19 protein-coding genes and 1 pseudogene are annotated in these 16,029 nt (G+C 63.6%); 8 read left to right on the top strand and 12 right to left on the bottom strand.

Translation table 11 applies throughout. The features are described from left to right. Positions 1-34 precede the first annotated feature (34 nt). On the bottom strand, positions 35-889 hold the full coding sequence (locus GRI69_RS07970) for a sterol desaturase family protein (RefSeq protein WP_160727733.1): 855 nt from the start codon (positions 887-889) through the stop codon (positions 35-37). A 112-nt stretch (positions 890-1,001) separates the two neighbouring features. On the opposite strand from GRI69_RS07970, the gene GRI69_RS07965 reads away from it, so the two are divergent. After that, complete coding sequence (locus GRI69_RS07965; protein WP_160727732.1) at positions 1,002-1,637, top strand: Crp/Fnr family transcriptional regulator; 636 nt, start codon at positions 1,002-1,004, stop codon at positions 1,635-1,637. Here the strand turns inward: GRI69_RS07965 and GRI69_RS07960 are convergent. Genes GRI69_RS07960 through GRI69_RS07950 form a run of 3 tightly spaced genes read right to left on the bottom strand, consistent with a single transcriptional unit; the run spans position 1,634 to position 3,247 of the window. Further along, positions 1,634-1,864: a helix-turn-helix transcriptional regulator gene (locus GRI69_RS07960; protein WP_160727731.1), complete on the bottom strand. Its 231-nt coding sequence runs from the start codon at positions 1,862-1,864 to the stop codon at positions 1,634-1,636. The two genes, GRI69_RS07965 and GRI69_RS07960, sit on opposite strands and share 4 nt — an antisense overlap. Continuing rightward, positions 1,848-2,321, bottom strand: coding sequence for a hypothetical protein (locus GRI69_RS07955; RefSeq protein ID WP_160727730.1), 474 nt, complete (start codon positions 2,319-2,321; stop codon positions 1,848-1,850). The genes GRI69_RS07960 and GRI69_RS07955 overlap by 17 nt, the downstream gene beginning before the upstream one ends. Positions 2,322-2,353: 32 nt before the next feature. Continuing rightward, on the bottom strand, positions 2,354-3,247 hold the full coding sequence (locus GRI69_RS07950; protein WP_160727729.1) for an MBL fold metallo-hydrolase: 894 nt from the start codon (positions 3,245-3,247) through the stop codon (positions 2,354-2,356). Positions 3,248-3,307: 60 nt separating this feature from the next. On the opposite strand from GRI69_RS07950, the gene GRI69_RS07945 reads away from it, so the two are divergent. Genes GRI69_RS07945 through GRI69_RS07935 form a run of 3 tightly spaced genes read left to right on the top strand, consistent with a single transcriptional unit; the run spans position 3,308 to position 4,966 of the window. Beyond that, complete coding sequence (locus GRI69_RS07945; protein WP_237453002.1) at positions 3,308-3,658, top strand: ArsR/SmtB family transcription factor; 351 nt, start codon at positions 3,308-3,310, stop codon at positions 3,656-3,658. Next, entirely contained in the window at positions 3,655-4,164 is a 510-nt protein-coding gene (locus tag GRI69_RS07940) for a rhodanese family protein (protein WP_160727727.1), read from the top strand. Before GRI69_RS07945 ends, GRI69_RS07940 begins: the two co-directional genes overlap by 4 nt. A 7-nt stretch (positions 4,165-4,171) precedes the next feature. Next, complete coding sequence (locus tag GRI69_RS07935) at positions 4,172-4,966, top strand: sulfite exporter TauE/SafE family protein (protein ID WP_160727726.1); 795 nt, start codon at positions 4,172-4,174, stop codon at positions 4,964-4,966. Here GRI69_RS07935 and GRI69_RS07930 read toward each other — a convergent pair. Then, on the bottom strand, positions 4,963-5,610 hold the full coding sequence (locus GRI69_RS07930) for a YqaA family protein (protein WP_160727725.1): 648 nt from the start codon (positions 5,608-5,610) through the stop codon (positions 4,963-4,965). The genes GRI69_RS07935 and GRI69_RS07930 overlap by 4 nt on opposite strands. 241 nt (positions 5,611-5,851) lie before the next feature. On the opposite strand from GRI69_RS07930, the pseudogene GRI69_RS07925 reads away from it, so the two are divergent. The 3 genes and pseudogenes from GRI69_RS07925 to GRI69_RS07915 form a co-directional block, all read left to right on the top strand. Then, positions 5,852-6,142, top strand: a pseudogene (locus GRI69_RS07925) (DUF2793 domain-containing protein); the annotation flags it as partial. A gap of 200 nt (positions 6,143-6,342) precedes the next feature. Continuing rightward, positions 6,343-7,440: an OmpA family protein gene (locus GRI69_RS07920; RefSeq protein WP_160727724.1), complete on the top strand. Its 1,098-nt coding sequence runs from the start codon at positions 6,343-6,345 to the stop codon at positions 7,438-7,440. A 93-nt stretch (positions 7,441-7,533) separates the two neighbouring features. Beyond that, positions 7,534-8,058, top strand: a complete 525-nt coding sequence (locus tag GRI69_RS07915) for a superoxide dismutase family protein (RefSeq protein WP_160727723.1) — start codon at positions 7,534-7,536, stop codon at positions 8,056-8,058. 9 nt (positions 8,059-8,067) lie between these two features. On the opposite strand, the gene GRI69_RS07910 is transcribed toward GRI69_RS07915, so the two are convergent. The 7 genes from GRI69_RS07910 to GRI69_RS16250 all read right to left on the bottom strand — a co-directional run bounded on the left by GRI69_RS07910 (position 8,068) and on the right by GRI69_RS16250 (position 14,962). Beyond that, on the bottom strand, positions 8,068-9,654 hold the full coding sequence (locus tag GRI69_RS07910) for a spinster family MFS transporter (protein ID WP_160727722.1): 1,587 nt from the start codon (positions 9,652-9,654) through the stop codon (positions 8,068-8,070). A 4-nt stretch (positions 9,655-9,658) separates the two neighbouring features. Beyond that, positions 9,659-10,375 (bottom strand): 7-cyano-7-deazaguanine synthase QueC, encoded by a 717-nt coding sequence (queC, locus tag GRI69_RS07905; protein ID WP_160727721.1) that lies wholly within the window; start codon positions 10,373-10,375, stop codon positions 9,659-9,661. Between the two features lie 37 nt (positions 10,376-10,412). After that, positions 10,413-10,820: a hypothetical protein gene (locus GRI69_RS07900; RefSeq protein WP_337191045.1), complete on the bottom strand. Its 408-nt coding sequence runs from the start codon at positions 10,818-10,820 to the stop codon at positions 10,413-10,415. Positions 10,821-10,933: 113 nt separating this feature from the next. Next, positions 10,934-11,839, bottom strand: coding sequence for an Hsp33 family molecular chaperone HslO (gene hslO, locus GRI69_RS07895; protein WP_160727719.1), 906 nt, complete (start codon positions 11,837-11,839; stop codon positions 10,934-10,936). 45 nt (positions 11,840-11,884) lie between these two features. After that, entirely contained in the window at positions 11,885-12,850 is a 966-nt protein-coding gene (argF, locus tag GRI69_RS07890) for an ornithine carbamoyltransferase (RefSeq protein ID WP_160727718.1), read from the bottom strand. Beyond that, positions 12,850-14,040: an aspartate aminotransferase family protein gene (locus GRI69_RS07885; protein WP_160727717.1), complete on the bottom strand. Its 1,191-nt coding sequence runs from the start codon at positions 14,038-14,040 to the stop codon at positions 12,850-12,852. Before GRI69_RS07885 ends, argF begins: the two co-directional genes overlap by 1 nt. A 133-nt stretch (positions 14,041-14,173) precedes the next feature. Beyond that, positions 14,174-14,962, bottom strand: coding sequence for a cold-shock protein (locus tag GRI69_RS16250; RefSeq protein WP_160727716.1), 789 nt, complete (start codon positions 14,960-14,962; stop codon positions 14,174-14,176). Between the two features lie 260 nt (positions 14,963-15,222). Here GRI69_RS16250 and GRI69_RS07875 point away from each other — a divergent pair, with 260 nt between their 5' ends. Next, positions 15,223-16,029 (top strand): TerC family protein, encoded by an 807-nt coding sequence (locus GRI69_RS07875; RefSeq protein WP_160727715.1) that lies wholly within the window; start codon positions 15,223-15,225, stop codon positions 16,027-16,029.

The following is a 16,029-nucleotide window of genomic DNA, read 5'->3' as shown; positions in this document are numbered from 1 at the left end:
GGATAATCAACCAGCCGCAACATGATCGGGCGCCTCATGCCGAGGTCGATACCGCCTCGTGCTCCACATGCACTTCCTCCGCGCCCGGCCCCTTCTTCTCCGGGAACACCGGCCACAGCAATTGCTGGCCTAGCGTGGTCGGCGGCAGGTTCTCCACACCGTAACTTTCCGGATAGCTGCGCGTGATCTTGGCGGTGCAGAACACTACGTCCCAGAAGAACAGCAGATTTCCGTAATTGCCCTTGTAGTGGACCGCGGGATCGCTCGCGTGGCGGCCGTGGTGCGCGTGGTGCGTGGCGGGGGTCGAGATGGTCCTCTCCACCAGCCACATTACCGGTGACAGCCACTTGACCGCGTACAGCGGCCGGTCCCAGGCGACATCCGAATGCGCGCCGGTGATCACCGCCAGCTTGACCACGATATAGCCTGCATAGACCCAGCCAAGGCCGAGGTAGATCAGCACGCCCGACAGCCAGATGCCCGGCATCATCATGTAGTAGAACAGATTGTTCCGGTAGACGAGCCGCACGCTCATGTAGCGCGCGTTATGGTGCGGGCGGTGGAGATTGTAGAGCCACGGGAAGGTGTGCGCCGCACGGTGCCACCAATATTGCATCAAGTCGTCGAGCACGAGGAACAGCGCGATCGCGGCGAAGACGTTGAGGTCGGCCAGCGCGCCTGCATATTGCGGGGCCACAGTTCCGGCGAGCGCGGCGGAAAAGAACAGGATCGCCGGCTGGGTCAGGCCGAGCAGCACGATAATACTGGCCGCCTCGACGATCCCGTCGTCGCGGGTCTGCTGTGGCTTCGCGAACAGATTGCTGCGCCACAGCTCGAGCAGTGCGAAGCCGAGATAGATGGCAAGGATGGCGATGGTCGATGCGGGCATGGTTCTCTCTCCCCGAGGCGAACTTGTCGATTTACCTTCTAGCGTTTACCGAAGCGCAAGAATGTCCAGAATTTTACATTTGAGCGCGACTCGGCGATCGCTGGTCACGCCGATGCTTTTTTCGGCGCTCGACAGCGGACTTCAGGCGCATCTCATCCGCATTTCGCGGCTGCGCGAGTTTGCCGACGGGCAGATCATCCAGCAGCGCGGAGATGCGGCCGACGGTTTCTGGCTGATCGAGGATGGCGCGGTGCGCGTCGGGCAATTCCTTCCCGATGGGGAGTTTCGCGCGGTGGCGCTGCTTGGTCCCGGCGATTCCTATGGCGAGCTGGCGGTATTCTCGGGCAAGCCGCGGATCGTCGATGCCATTGCCCGCGGGACCAGCCGGGTGCGGCTGATCGGCGCGCGGCCCTTCCTCGATGCGCTGGGCAATTACCCCGCTTCCAGCCGCGCGCTGCTGGGCGCGCTATCGGAGCAGTTGCAGGATACGCTGTCGTTGCTGGCGGGCCTGCGGCACGGGACCAACCCGGCGCGGCTGGCTGGGCTGCTCGCCGCCATGGCGGGCGAGGGACCCGACGCGGCGGAGGTCACCATCACCCAGCAGGAACTGGCAGACCTCCTCGGCGTGACCCGCGCCACCGCCAACGCCGCCCTACGCGAATTGCAACGCCAAAGGTTGATAGAACGCAGCTATGGCCGCATCCGGCTGCCCGACCGCACCGCATTGGCCGCTTTTGCCCTGCGTTAGTCCCAAGGCTTCTCGCGGCCATCCACGGTCAGGCTGAATAGGCGTTCGACCGGCTGGTCCAGCGCGGCGGCGAATTTCAGGGCGACTATGAGCGAGGGCGAGAACACGCCGTTTTCCACCGTGTTCACCGTCTTGCGGCTGACCCCCATTTCCTCGGCAAGGTGGGCCTGCGTCCAGCCGCGCGCTTCGCGGAAATGGCGGATGCGGTTTTCAAGCGTCTCCGGCATGGGTCGCCACTTCGGCCATGCCATAGGCCACCAAGGCGCAGCCCAGGCCCATGCTGACAATGATGTTGGCCGCGCGCTGCGCATGGAGCGGTTCGAAGGGCGAGATCGCCCAGACGAGGAAGCCGGTGATCATTGCGGTCACGAAGCCTACGGTTATGCCGCGCTGGCGGTTGGCCCTCGTCACCTCGTCATTGGCAAGCTCGCGTGCGCGCCGCGGCAGGAACCAACCGCCCCCGGTCAACAGAAGCGCCAGCATGACCAGCGCGAAACTCAGCCAGACGAAGATCTGGACGAGCGAATCGCTGCCCCAGTCCCACGCATAGAACGTCCCCTGCTGCATGGTGAGTACCAGCAGCCCGAGGAAAGGCGCCATTAGCGCCCGCACCCGTGCGAACTGTTCCGCCCGTTCGAAATCATCGACCATCCCGTGTTCCTCCACATGATCTTTGTAACTCATGGGTTACATGTAACCTGTGGGTTACTCGGCTGTCAAGACAGGGACTTCGGCTCCACCGATTCCCGCATCGGCGTCACCGGAATGCGCAGATAGGCGACGCCGTTCTCCTCCGCTTCCGGGAACTTGCCCGCGCGGATGTTCACCTGGACCGAAGGCAGCAGCAGCCGCGGAACCGCGAGGTCCGCGTCGCGCGTTTCGCGCATGGCGACAAATTCGTCTTCGCTGATGCCGTCATGAACGTGGACGCTATTGCGGCGCTGTTCCTCCACCGTGGTTTCCCAGGCGTAGGTGCTACGTCCCGGCGCCTTATAGTCGTGGCACATGAACAGCCGGGTGTCCCCGGGCAGCTCGAGCAGGCGGCGGATCGAGCGGTAGAGCTGGCGCGCATCGCCGCCCGGGAAGTCCGCCCGCGCGGTACCGAAATCGGGCATGAACAGCGTATCTCCGACGAAGACCGCATCGCCGATGTGATAGGCGACATCGGCGGGGGTGTGGCCGGGCACGTGCAGCACCTCGACCTCGAGCTCGCCGATCCGGAAGGTTTCGCCATCGGCGAACAGATGGTCGAAATCCGACCCGTCGGTCTTCAGGTCGTCCAGCCCGAAGACCGGGCGGAAGATTTTCTGCACCTTGCGGATATCCTCGCCGATACCGATCGCCGCGCCGGTCTTCGCCTTGATGAAGGGCGCGGCGGAGAGGTGATCGGCATGGGCGTGCGTCTCCAGCACCCAATCGAGCGTGACGCCTTCCTCCTGCGCTGCATCGAGGATGGTCTCGGCCGAGCGGATGTCCGCCTTGCCCGCGGCGAGATCGAAATCGAGCACGGGGTCGATCACCGCGCCGCGCATGCTGGCCGCATCCCACACGAGATAACTCACCGTATTGGTGGGTTCATCGAAGAAGGCGCGGATCCGGGGGGTATTCATGGGAAGCTCCTTTCGCTTGCCCTTGACATATATTAGGCCTTTCTTATTTAGCAAGAGCTAATGGACAAGACATCTAACTTCCCCCCGTCTGCGCTTCCCCCAATGGACCTCGCTACGTTCGAGGCCAATGCCGGCAGTGTTGCCGAGTTGCTCAAGGCGCTCGGCAACAAGCGGCGTCTGATGATCATGTGCAAACTGGCCGAGCATGGCGAGATGCGCGTGGGCGAGCTCGCCGACGAGGTCGGGCTCGGCCAGTCGGCGCTGTCGCAGCACCTGGCGAAGCTGCGGGCGGAGGATCTGGTGGCTTTCCGGCGCGAGGCCCAGTCGCTCTGGTACCGGATCGCCGATCCGCGCTGCGAGACGCTGCTGGCCACGCTTCACCATCTCTATTGCGAGGAACCCGAGACATGAGCCTTCCGACCATTTCCCCCGTCAATGCCCGCGAGCTGGTACGCCGCGGCGCCCGGCTGATCGACATTCGCGGCGCGGACGAATTCGCCCGCTCGCATGCCCAGGGCGCGGAGAGCCATCCGCTCGACACGCTTGGCCCCGTCACCGGCGAGGCGCCGGTCGTCTTCCTGTGCCGTTCGGGCATGCGCACCAGCACCAATTCGGCGAAGCTGGCCGCACTGCGCGAAGGCGAGGCCTTCTGCCTCGAAGGCGGGCTCGATGCCTGGCGCGCGGCGGGCCTGCCGGTGGAAGAAGACCGTTCGGCTCCGCTGGAGATCATGCGGCAGGTGCAGATCACCGCTGGCCTGCTGGTGCTGGCGGGCGTGGTGCTGGGCTTCGCGGTGGCGCCTGCCTGGTTCGGCCTGTCCGCCTTTGTCGGCGCAGGCCTGACCTTTGCCGGAGTGACCGGCTGGTGCGGCATGGCCAACCTGCTGGCGCTGATGCCGTGGAACCGCTCGGCGGTCTGAGGCTCTCATGCCTGTCGCCGACTTCGTCCTGCCCGCGCTGCTATCGGGCGCGCTGATCGGTTTCGTGCTGGCGCTGGTGGGCGGCGGCGGATCGATACTGGCCGTCCCGCTGCTGGTCTATTTCGTAGGCGTGGGCGAGCCGCATATGGCGATCGGCACCGCGGCAGTGGCGGTGGCGCTCAATGCGGCGACCGGTCTTGCCGGGCATGCCCGCGCCGGGAACGTGCGCTGGGCCTGCGCGGCCTCTTTCGCACTGTCCGGGGTGATCGGCGCGGCGCTGGGCGCGGAGGCAGGCAAGGCCTTCGACGGGGAGAAGCTGCTGGCGCTCTTCGGCCTGCTGATGGTGGTGGTCGGCGCGCTGATGCTGCGCAAGCGCACCGGGGGCGAGAATCCCGATGTCCGCATGACCCGCGAAACCGCTCGTCCGCTGCTGCGCCGGATCATACCGACCGGCCTCGGCGTGGGCGTTATGGCGGGCTTCTTCGGGATCGGCGGCGGGTTCCTGATCGTGCCCGGCCTCGTCTTCGCGACCGCCATGCCCATCTCGCTCGCCATCGGCAGTTCGCTGCTGGTGGTCACCGCCTTGGGCGCGACAACGGCGGCGTCCTATGCGCTGTCGGGACTGGTCGACTGGCTGCTGATCGGCTGGATGCTGGGCGGCGGAATCGCGGGCACGCTGCTCGGGCGGATGGCGGGCAAGCGGCTGGCGGGGCGCAAGCGGACGCTCGAGATCGGGTTCGCCGTGATGGTCATCCTGATCGGGGTAGGGATCGTGGCCGAAGGCGTGGCCAAGCTGGCCTAGCGCGCTGCGATCGGCGGGGGATTGGAACACACCCCGCCCTCTTCGCCGCTGCCGCCCAGCTGGGTGAGGACCAGCACGCCGCCGACCACCAGCAGCACGAAGACGGTCGTCACCGTTCCGAGATACTTGTCGATGAAGCGCTTGATCGGGGCGCCGAACACGCGGAACAATATGCCCACGGTCATGAAGATCAGCGAGCGGCCCACGATGCTGGAAAGCACGAAGGTGACGAGGTTCATGCCGATGAAGCCGGCCGTGATCGTCAGCAGCTTGAAGGGTACCGGAGTGGCGCCCGCAATCAGGATCGCCTCGAAATCATATTCGCGCAAATGGCAGGCGGCGACCGGGAAGGCCTCGGTCAGGCCGAGCGCACCGATCAGCCAGACGCCGATCGTGTCGTAGAGCCCCCAGCCGATCGCATAGCCGAGCAATCCGCCCGCGACCGAGGCGGCGGTGCAGACCGCGGCGAACTTCACCGCCTTCTTCGGTTCGGCGAGGCACATCAGCCCCAGCAGCGGATGCGGCGGGATCGGGAAGAAACTGGATTCGACGAAGCTGAAGAAGGCCAGCCACCACACGGCATGCGGGTGCGAGCTCTTCTCCATCGTCCATTCGTAGAGCCCGCGCAGCGGCTTCATGATCATGTCAGGGGTATCCTCGCGTCCCGATTGGGCGCGGGATTAGGCGAGCGCGATTGCCGGGGAAAGCCCCTTTGTGCCGATCACCACCAGCCGCGGCGCTTCTGGTTTCGCCTGTGGCGAACGAGCGCGATCAGGGCGCCGATCCCCAGCACCATGGCGGCGAGGATAATGTAGGCAAAGCGCTGGCACGGATAGACCTGCTACTCCATTCGGCAGTGGCGGAAGAGCGTGTGGCCCCCCTGCCGTTCCTGAAGCGGGCGCATCCTACCTCGTCGCGTCTCAGGCAATTGGCGAATTCGCGGTTATGGACGGCCGGGTCGCCGGTTGGGACGGACAGCAGTGGGTTTACGCAGAGCCAGTCGAGGGGATGATGGTCCGCGATCTCTCGACCGGAACACTGGTCCGTTTTTCAGCCGGATGGCAAAGGCCTCTCGCGCCTGAGGAGCCTTCAGGAGGTGAGACTGTCGATGAAGAGGCGCGCGCAGCGATTTCGGGTATTATTACCACATTGAAAGAATTTGGCATGATTTCCTGATTCATCGGGAACCAGTAAATACACTTGGCGTTTGCCCCACGTTATCTGGAGGGAACTTCTAACCGGATATCCCTGAAATCAGGAGGGAATTGCGACATTCTTGCAACAGTTCCCAACCAATGCCCGCTTGCCACTGGGATGACGCAAAGATAGATAAGCGTCACTCGGTGGCTCCAATTCGCAAAAAGGGGAAATAAATAATGCGGAAAATAGTCTTAGGATTGGCGATGGCCTCTACGGCCATAGCATCGCCTGCCCTCGCAAGGGACAACTCGTGGTACATCGGTGGCGAATTCGGCCCGATGCTTGCCGAAGACATGAACCTTACTGCAACCGATGATAGCGCCGGCGCACCGTCGGCCGACATCGATTACGAATACGGTTTCGATGGCGGCGGCTACGTCGGTTACGATTTCGGCGCATTCCGTCTGGAAGCCGAAGTCAGCTACCGCGAAGCCGATCACGACTTCGTCGAAGTCGGTTCGCTCGGCCAGTTCGAAGCGGACGGCTCGACGAGTTCGCTCGCATTCATGCTCAACGGCATGTTCGACTTCGGCCCCGATGATGGCCTCCAGGCATATGCTGGTGGTGGTATCGGTGTTGCACGCACCAGCCTCGACGGTGAAGTCTTCACCCCGCAACTTGCCAACACGGTCATCGACGATTCGTCGAGCGACCTCGCATGGCAGCTCATCGCTGGTGTCCGCGCTCCGCTGACCGACAATATCGATGTCGGCCTGCGCTATCGCATGTTCACTGCCGAAGATGTTCGCCTCGTCGACAATTTCGGTGACGAGCGTGAAGGCAAGTGGCGCACCCACTCGCTGATGGGTACGCTGAGCTACAACTTCGGCGCGCCGGTTGCACCGCCTCCGCCGCCCCCGCCGCCGCCGCCGCCGCCTCCGCCGCCCCCGCCGCCTCCGCCGCCGCCTCCGCCGGCTCCGGTCTGCCAGCAGGGCCCGTACATCGTTTTCTTCAACTGGGACGAATCGGCTATCACGCCGGAAGCGGCGACCATCCTCGACAACGCGGTTTCGGCTTACGCCAATTGCGGCACGGCTTCGGTCATGCTCGCTGGCCACACCGACACCTCGGGTTCGGCGCAGTACAACATCGGCCTCGCCGAGCGTCGTAACTCGTCGGTTCGTGACTACCTTACCGGTCGCGGTGTCCCCGGTGGACGCATCAGCAGCGAAGCCTTCGGCGAAACGCAGCTTCGCGTTCCGACCGCCGACGGCGTCCGCGAACTCCAGAACCGCCGGGTGGAAGTCACCTACGGTCCGGGTTCGGGCATGTAATTTACTCGCAAGAGTAGAACTTCGAGAAGGGGCCGGAGCAATCCGGCCCCTTTTTCGTTGGTCGGGCAGGACTAACGAAACGGGACCAGAATTATGCGCATGATCTTCGCCGCCTCGCTTGCTTCAATCGCCCTGGCAGGGTGCTCCACACTCGAAGGCCTGCCCTCCGATCGCGTCGGGCAGGCTCAGCTGAACCGGGCCAACGGCGTTCCAGTCGGAACCGCGCAACTCGTCTCCGACGGACAGAATTTGTCGCTCGCCGTCGCCGCCACCGGGCTCGAACCCGGTGAACACGGGTTTCACCTGCACACCACCGGTCGCTGCGAGGCACCCGACTTCACGAGCGCGGGGGGACATCTCAACCCGACCGGCAATGAACACGGATCATTGAATCCCGAAGGCAAGCATGTCGGCGACATGCCGAACTTGGTGATCGGTGCATCGCGCTCCGGGAGTATCGAAGTCGATCTCGGGCCGGACACGCCAACTTACCGCGAATACCTGTTCGATGCCGACGGAACTGCCGTGATGATCCACGCCGGCCCGGACGACTACCGCAGCGATCCTGCCGGTGACGCCGGCTCACGGGTAGCTTGCGGCGTTCTCAGGGCGAGCTGAGGTTACTCCTCAGATTTCCTCGCCTGCCGCGCGCGCCCGGTCCAGAAGGGTCCGCTCCGCTGTCGGCACCGTCCGATAGGCAATGAACAGCAGCACCAGTCCGATCGGTACCGCTATCAGCAGGCTGAGGCCGCCCGTCGATAGGCTGCCCGTCATCGTCGAGACCTGACCGGCCATATAGGGCCCAAGAGCAAGGCCGACGAGCGTCGTGGCGAGGAAGAAGGTCGCGGTGGCGGTTCCCCTCATGCGGGGAAGGACCAGATCCTGTGAAGTCGCCGCCGCCGCACCAAGGGCTGAACTGCCGCACAGCGATTGCAGGAACGCCGCAATGTAGAAGATCGTGGGGTCGAGCGTGGTGAACATGATGTAGAGGAAAGGCGCCGCTGCAGTGAGGCCGAAGGCGACCACGAACAGGCGTCCTGTCGGCATGCGTTCTCGCAACCAGTCGGCGGCGCGGCCACCCATGATCACTCCGAGGAAGCCACCTAGCGCTCCCGGACCACCGATCCACCACCCTGCCGTTGAGGGAGCTTCCTCGAGTATGCGGATGGCATAAGGTGCAGCCCAGAAGGACGCGGCGTAGGACATGAAGGCAACCATGCCATATCCCAGGATCGTCGTGAGAAACGCCGGCGTTCCCCAGATCAGCGTGAAGGTAGGTTCGTCGCGGCGCTTGAGGGTCGAGGCCCATGAGAAAATGGCGTAATAGCCAATCCCGACCGCGCCCCACTGCTGCGCATTGCCGGTGAAGTCGGCCATCAGATAGGCGATGCCGCCGATAACCAGCGCTCCCGCGAGGTTGACTGCGATACCGCGCGCACCGCCTCTTGCAGCCCCGATCAGGGTGAAGGGCGGAATCACTGCGATCAGTTCCTGAAAGAACCCGCGGAACGGATCTTTCGGCGGCGGCGTGATAATCCCGTCGCTCTGCCCGCGGACGGGTTCGCGCAAGGTGAACACGAGGAGCGCGAGAAGCAGTCCAGGGAGTCCCACGATAATGAAGGCGGCCTGCCACCCGGCGAGACCTAGGGGGGCATCGGTCGGGAAAGCCGCGTTCCATTTCTCGACGATCGCGCCGCCGATCAGCAGCGATACACCGCCGCCGATGTACAGGCCCGAGGAATAGATCGCGAGCGCGGTGGCCCGCATTCTTTTGGGAAACCAGTCGGAAATCAGCGAGTATGCACTCGGGCTGGCGGTCGCCTCGCCCACGCCCACCCCGATACGCGCAACGCTCAGCATGGTGAAATTCTTGGCGAAGCCCGAAAGCGCGGTGAACGCGGACCAGATGGCAAGGCCTGCCGTCATCAGCCGCACGCGGTGCCAGTTGTCCGCCAGCTTGCCGAGCGGAATGCCGAAGAGGGCGTAGAAAACCCCGAAAGCCGTCCCGTAGAGAAAGCCGATCTGATCATCGCGCAGGCCGAGATCCGCCTTGATGTCCTCGGCCAAGATCGAGATGATATTCCGGTCAACGAAGTTCAGAACATAGATGATGACCAGAATGCTGAGGGCATACCAGCTATATGCCGGGACCTTGCCCTGTGCCCCCTCCGCAACAGGTATCTGATCGGGGGCGGCGGCAGTCGGCTGGGTCAAATTGCTACTCCGTCAGGGCAGGTGCGTCCTTGGCGTAGACAGTGGTATCGACAAGTCCCGCCTCGTCAAACCCCTTTCGACGTAGTCGACAGGAATCGCAGGCGCCGCAGGCCACACCATCGGGTGTGGGATCATAGCAGGACCAGCTCCACGCGGGGTCGAGACCCAGCCGATCGCATTCCCGCGCAATGTCGGCCTTGCTCAGTTCCTGAAGCGGCGCGTGGATGGTGAAGGGTTCACCCTCGATGCCCTGCTTCGTCCCCAGCCGGGCGGTTTCGGCGAAACTGGCAATGAATTCCGGGCGGCAATCGGGATAGCCGGAATAGTCCAGCGCATTCACACCGATGAAAATGTCCCGCGAATGCGAAGTTTCGGCGAAGGCGGTCGTCAGCGCGAGGAAGACGAGGTTGCGCGCCGGGACGTAGGTGACGGGAATGTCCCCGGCTACGCCGCCCTTGGGCACGTCGATATCCGCAGTCAGCGCCGAACCGCCGAACTGGCGCAGGTCCAGTGGCAATTCGACGTGCCGGGCGACGCCCAGCTGTTCCGCAATCGCGCGCGCCGACTGGAGTTCGCGCACGTGGCGCTGCCCGTAGTCGATCGTCAGCGCATGGACCTCGAATCCGCGTTCGCGCGCGAGTGCGGCGGTCACCATGGAATCGAGCCCGCCCGAAAGCAGCACGACCGCAGGGCCGAAATGTTCGTGGGATGTATGCGTCATGCGGGGCAGCTAGGCGTTGGCACCCCGCGCCGCAAGACTATCGGCAGCGACCCGTATGCCGCGCCTCGCCCGAAAACTGGAACGGCCGCCCGTCGACGATGCCTTGGCTGTCGATCTGGACGAGCTTGCTGCCTTCCTTGCGAATATGGGTGCGCCCATAGCCATTGCCGGGGCAGGTATACTGGACAGTTATCTCGCTATTGCCATCTTCGACGACGAAGCGGTTGCAGCCCTTTTCATTATGGCGAAGCTGGATGAACTCGCGCCCGCTCCGTACGCACAGATTGCGCGGCGTTGAGCCGTCACGATACCGCAGCTCCCATCCGCCACGATCTAGTGTGTCGAGCATGGCGAGAGACGATTGCGCCAGCGCGGCGCCGCCCAATAGGGCCGCAGGCACGGCCGCAACGGCGGCAGCGATCCAGGCGGTTTTACGATTCGGCATGATTTTCATCTCTTGTTACTTAGCACATTTGCGCGGTGAGCGGATTAACTCGCATCCTAAATTACAGCGATGAACCGTTCTGGAACAGCGATGAATTGTTTTCTGGCGCCTAATTAGGCTTCGATGGGGAACTTCTTCGAACAGAACGCGCAATCCACCACGATCTTTCCCTCCTCGTCGCGCATTTCCTTACGGTCTTCCTCGGGAAACTTGGACAGGACGTCGTGATAATGCTCGATCGAGCAGCGGCAACCGCGCTCGATCGGAGCGCCTTTTTCGATCCGCACCTCCTGTTCCTCATGAAACAGGCGCCACACGATCGCCTCGAGCGACAGGACGGAATCGAGCAATTCCTCGTGCTTCACTGACCCCGCGAGTATCGCCACATGTTCCCATTCCGGGTGATCCAGCCGAGCGTGCAACCGCTCTCGACCTTCCTCGCCATCGGGCAGGTGCTGAACCAGCATGCCCGCCGCGCTGCATTTGCCCCCACCCGACCTTACCGCCGTGCGAATCAATGTCGGGACCTGTTCTGACTGGAAGAAATAGGCCTCGCAGGCCTGGGCCAAGGTCTCGCCCTCGAGCGGGACGATACCCTGATAGCGCCCCTTGCCCTTTGCGACATCGAAAGTGATGGCAAGATAGCCCTTGCCGAACAGCGCGAAGAGCGAGGGATTGGCCCCGAGTTCCGCCAGTCGCGAGTGGTCGAAATCCACATATCCGCGCAGTTCGCCGCCCTTGTAGTCGCATACCAGCAGGTTCACCGCGCCGGCCTCGGTCTGGGCCTGCATTGTGACCTGCGATCCGTCATCCTTGAGGAGCGAACCCATCAGCGTGGCCAGCACCAGCGCTTCGGCGAGCAGGTGCGTGATCGGGGCGGGATAATCGTGTGCCGCAAGGATTTCCTCGAGCGCGCGATCGAGCCTGACAATCCGTCCGCGCGTGTCGCGCGAGGGGATGGTGAAGGCGAGCGTGCGGCCCGAAAAGGTCTCTTTGGCGGCGGGGTCGGTCTGCGTCATGCGCGGGCATATGGGAACGCCGACGCAGATTGAACAGGGTCGAGGCTAGCCCCCGATCTTCCCGAAACACCAAAGCAAGATCGATTTCTGCGCGTGGATGCGGTTCTCCGCTTCATCGAAGACTACCGATTGCGGGCCTTCGAAAACCTCCTCCGTCACCTCGTCTCCGACATGGGCGGGAAGGCAGTGGAGGAATTTCGCATTGGGCCGGGCAAGGCTCATCAGCTCGCCACCGACCTGAAAGGGTGCCATCGCCGCCAGCTTTTCCTGAGCGTGGTCCTGGCCCATCGAAACCCAAGTATCGGTGACGACGATGTCCGCTCCGCGCGCGGCTTCGGCGGCATCCTGGGTCAGTTTGACCTGCGCCCCGCCCTTGCGAGCAAGTCCGACGAATTCTGAATCGGGCTCGTAACCCTGCGGAACGCCGATGCGGACGTTGAACTTGAAGATGCCCGCGGCCTCGAGGATCGAATGCAGCACATTGTTGCCATCTCCGAGCCATGCGAGTTCCAGGCCGGGCAAGGCCTTGCCATGTTCGACCATCGTAAGGAGATCGGCGACGATCTGGCACGGATGCGAACGGTCGGTCAGCCCGTTGATCACCGGCACATGCGCGTGATGCGCCAGTTCTTCGGCCTTGGCGTGATCGTCGGTCCGGATCATGATCGCATCGACCATCCGGCTGAGCACACGCGCCGTATCGGCAACGCTTTCCCCGCGACCCAGCTGGCTGGTCCCCGAATCGAGGATCAGCGCCGATCCGCCGAGCTGGCGCATGCCGATATCGAAGCTGACCCGCGTGCGGGTCGAGTTCTTCTCGAAGATCATGCCCAGCACATGGCCCGCAAGCGGCGCGTCCGCGTCGGGCCTGCCCTTCGGCCAGCTTTTTCGCGCGGCCTTGCGGTCCTGCGCATCGGCAAGCATGGCGGCGATCGCATCCCCGCCCGCATCCGACAGGTCGAGGAAGTTCCTCACTGCCGGAGCGAGGTCCAGTGCGTCACCGCCGGTCATCAGCTTGCTGCCGGATCGAAGCTCGCCGCGCCGGCGGAAAGCTTGTCGAAGAATTCGTCGAATTCCGCATCGTCTGCCACCAGCGGGGGCAGGACGCGCAGGGTCTGGTCGCCCGCCGCCACGGTGAGCAGCTGGTGGTTGTCGCGCAGATGGACGAAAAAGGGCCGGCTTTCGACCTTCATGCGGATACCCAGCATCAGGCCCTTGCCGCGCACGAAATCGAACAGTTCGGGATAGTTGCCGATGAACTGTTCGAGGCGGCTACGCAGGCGTTCGCCCTTGGCGGTGACTTCGGAGAGGAATTCGTCATTGGCGACTGCATCCATCACCGCCGTACCGGCAGCCATGGCGAGCGGGTTGCCGCCATAGGTCGAGCCATGCGTGCCGAAGCCCATGCCGCGCGCCGCTTTCTCGGTGGCAAGGCACGCGCCGAGCGGGAAGCCGCCACCGATGCCCTTGGCGCTGGCCATGATGTCGGGTGCGATCCCGTAATGCTCGTAGGCATAGAGCTTGCCGGTGCGCGCGACGCCGCACTGGACTTCGTCGAACGCGAGCATGAGATCATGCTCGTCACAGATGGCCTTGAGGCCGTGAATAAATTCGTCCGAGGCCGGGCGAATGCCGCCCTCCCCCTGGATCGGTTCGACGAGGAAGCCTGCGGTCTTGTCGCTGACCAGGGCTTTCGCGCTCTCCAGATTGTCGAATTCGGCGTACTGGAACCCGGCGAGCATCGGGTAGAAACCCTTGTGCATCTTTTCCTGGTTGGACGCGCTGATGGTCGCCATCGTCCGGCCGTGGAAAGCATTGGTGAAGGTGATCAGTTCAGTACGGTTCGAATCGCCATCTTCATGCTGGTGATAGGCGCGGGCCGTCTTGATCGCGCACTCCACCGCCTCTGCACCCGAATTGGTGAAGAACACCGTGTCGGCGAATGTCTTGTCCACCAGCTGCTGCGCCAGCGCCTCGCCCTGGGGGCTTCCGTAGAGGTTGGAGACGTGCATCAGCGTTTCGGCCTGGCGCTGGATCGCTCCGATCAGGCCGGAGTGGCTGTGGCCGAGCAGGTTGACCGCGATACCGCTGGCAAAGTCGAGATAGCGCGTGCCGTCCTCGTCAATCAGGTGGCAGTGATCGCCCTTCACGGGGCGCACGCCGCAGCGGGGATAGACGGGCATCAGCGGACTAATCGACATTTCTCTAAGCTCTCCTCAAGAGGTCAAAGACAAATGGCGGCCCCGGAACGGGAGCCGCCATCTGCGTGTTTGCCAGCGATCTATTCCCTCGCGCGCGCTTGGTCAAACGCGATGCTCGGGCGTCGTCTGCTTCCTATTCGGAGGCGGGGACCAGATTGACCGCGGAATATTTGCCGCGTCGGTCGACCTCGAGGTCGAACTCGTAGCGCTCGCCCTCGTTGATCTGCGAAAGGCCCGAACGCTCCACCGCGCTGATGTGCACGAATGCATCGGGCTGGCCGTCGTCACGCGTGAGGAAGCCAAAGCCCTTCATCGAATTGAAGAACTTGACCGTTCCGGTCGCCTTGTCGCCAGTCAGTTCGCGGCGCGGGGCCTCGGTCTTCTGCTCGACTTCGATGACGTCGCCAACGACCTGCAGGTCCTGTGCAGAGACCTTGCCGCCACGATCGACGAGGTTGAATTCGAGTTCCTGCCCTTCGGCGAGACCTTCGAGACCTGCACGTTCGACAGCGCTGATGTGGACGAAGATGTCTTCGCCGCCGGTTTCCTGCTGGATGAAGCCGAAGCCCTTCTGCGTGTTGAAGAACTTGACCGTGCCCTTGCCGGTTCCGACGACCTGCGCAGGCATCCGGCTACCGCCGCCGGCACCACCGGCACCGCCACCGCGCGGGCCGCCGCCGAAGCCGCCACCACCGCCGCGATTGCCGCCGCCACCGAAGCCACCGCCGCGGTTCCCACCGCCGCCGAAGCCGCCACGGTCGCCGCCACCGAATCCGCCGCGGTCACCGCCGCCGAATCCGCCGCGATCGCCGCCGCCCTGGTCGAAACCTCCCGCTGGAGGACCACCGAACGGATCGTAGCTGTCCTCTCCGATATTGTCCCGCTTGTCCCGTCCGCGGCGCCGCCCTCTATCGTAACCCATAAGTCGTAAAATACCTTGTCGCGCAGCCGCGTAATCTTCGCGCCGGCACGCAGGCTGCAAGGCGTGCCAAACGCAAGCGAGGAGGGATTTCCGTGGGAAGTACCTCTCGCATCGCCCCAACGCATAGCGCGAAAGAACGCATCATGCGAATGATTTAGCGCTCTCACTTCTTGTGGCGCACAAATGTGACATTTTCGCATGGCGGAATCGGCCATCGTTTCGCTTGCAAGAAATCGATCCCTTGGGCATCGGTTGCCGCCATGGATCTCATCGCGCTTTTCTCCGACCCCGCCGCATGGCTTGCCCTGCTCACGCTCATCGCACTCGAGGTGGTGCTCGGCGTCGACAATCTCATCTTCATCGCCATCCTGTCGAACAAGCTGCCCGAACACCAGCAGCAACGCGCGCGGCGAATCGGGCTGGCGCTCGCGCTCGTCATGCGCATCGGGATGCTGATGCTGATCGGCTGGCTGGTGACGCTGCAGGCACCGCTGTTCGATCTCGGCATCGAAGGGAGCCCCGGACCCTACGGAGAACCGACCTTCGAAACCGCCTTTTCGGGCCGCGACCTGATCCTCCTCACGGGCGGCCTGTTCCTGTTGTGGAAGGCCACAAAGGAAATCCACCATTCGATGGAGCCGGAAGACAATTCGGGCGACCTGCTCGACAAGACACCCGGCGCAGCTGCGGCGGTGACGGCCACTTTCGGTACCGTAATCGCGCAGATCGTCGCCATCGACCTCGTTTTCTCGGTCGATTCGATTCTCACTGCGGTCGGCATGACCGATGACATCCCGATCATGGTCATCGCCGTCGTCATCACCGTCGGCATCATGATGATTGCCGCAGACCCGCTCGCCCGCTTCATCGAAAAGAACCCGACATTGGTCATGCTGGCGCTGGCCTTCCTCGTGATGATCGGCCTCGTGCTGATCGCCGACGGCTTCGGCTTCCATGTTCCCAAGGGCTACATCTACGCCGCCATGGGCTTCTCGGTCGGCGTCGAAATCCTCAACATCTTCCAGCGCAACCGGCGGATGGCCAAACCCGCCAGCGAAGGAGCCTGA

The sequence above is a fragment of the Qipengyuania vulgaris genome (assembly GCF_009827325.1).
Taxonomy (GTDB): Bacteria; Pseudomonadota; Alphaproteobacteria; order Sphingomonadales; family Sphingomonadaceae; genus Qipengyuania; species Qipengyuania vulgaris.
This window is presented reverse-complemented; position numbering and strand designations above follow the sequence as displayed.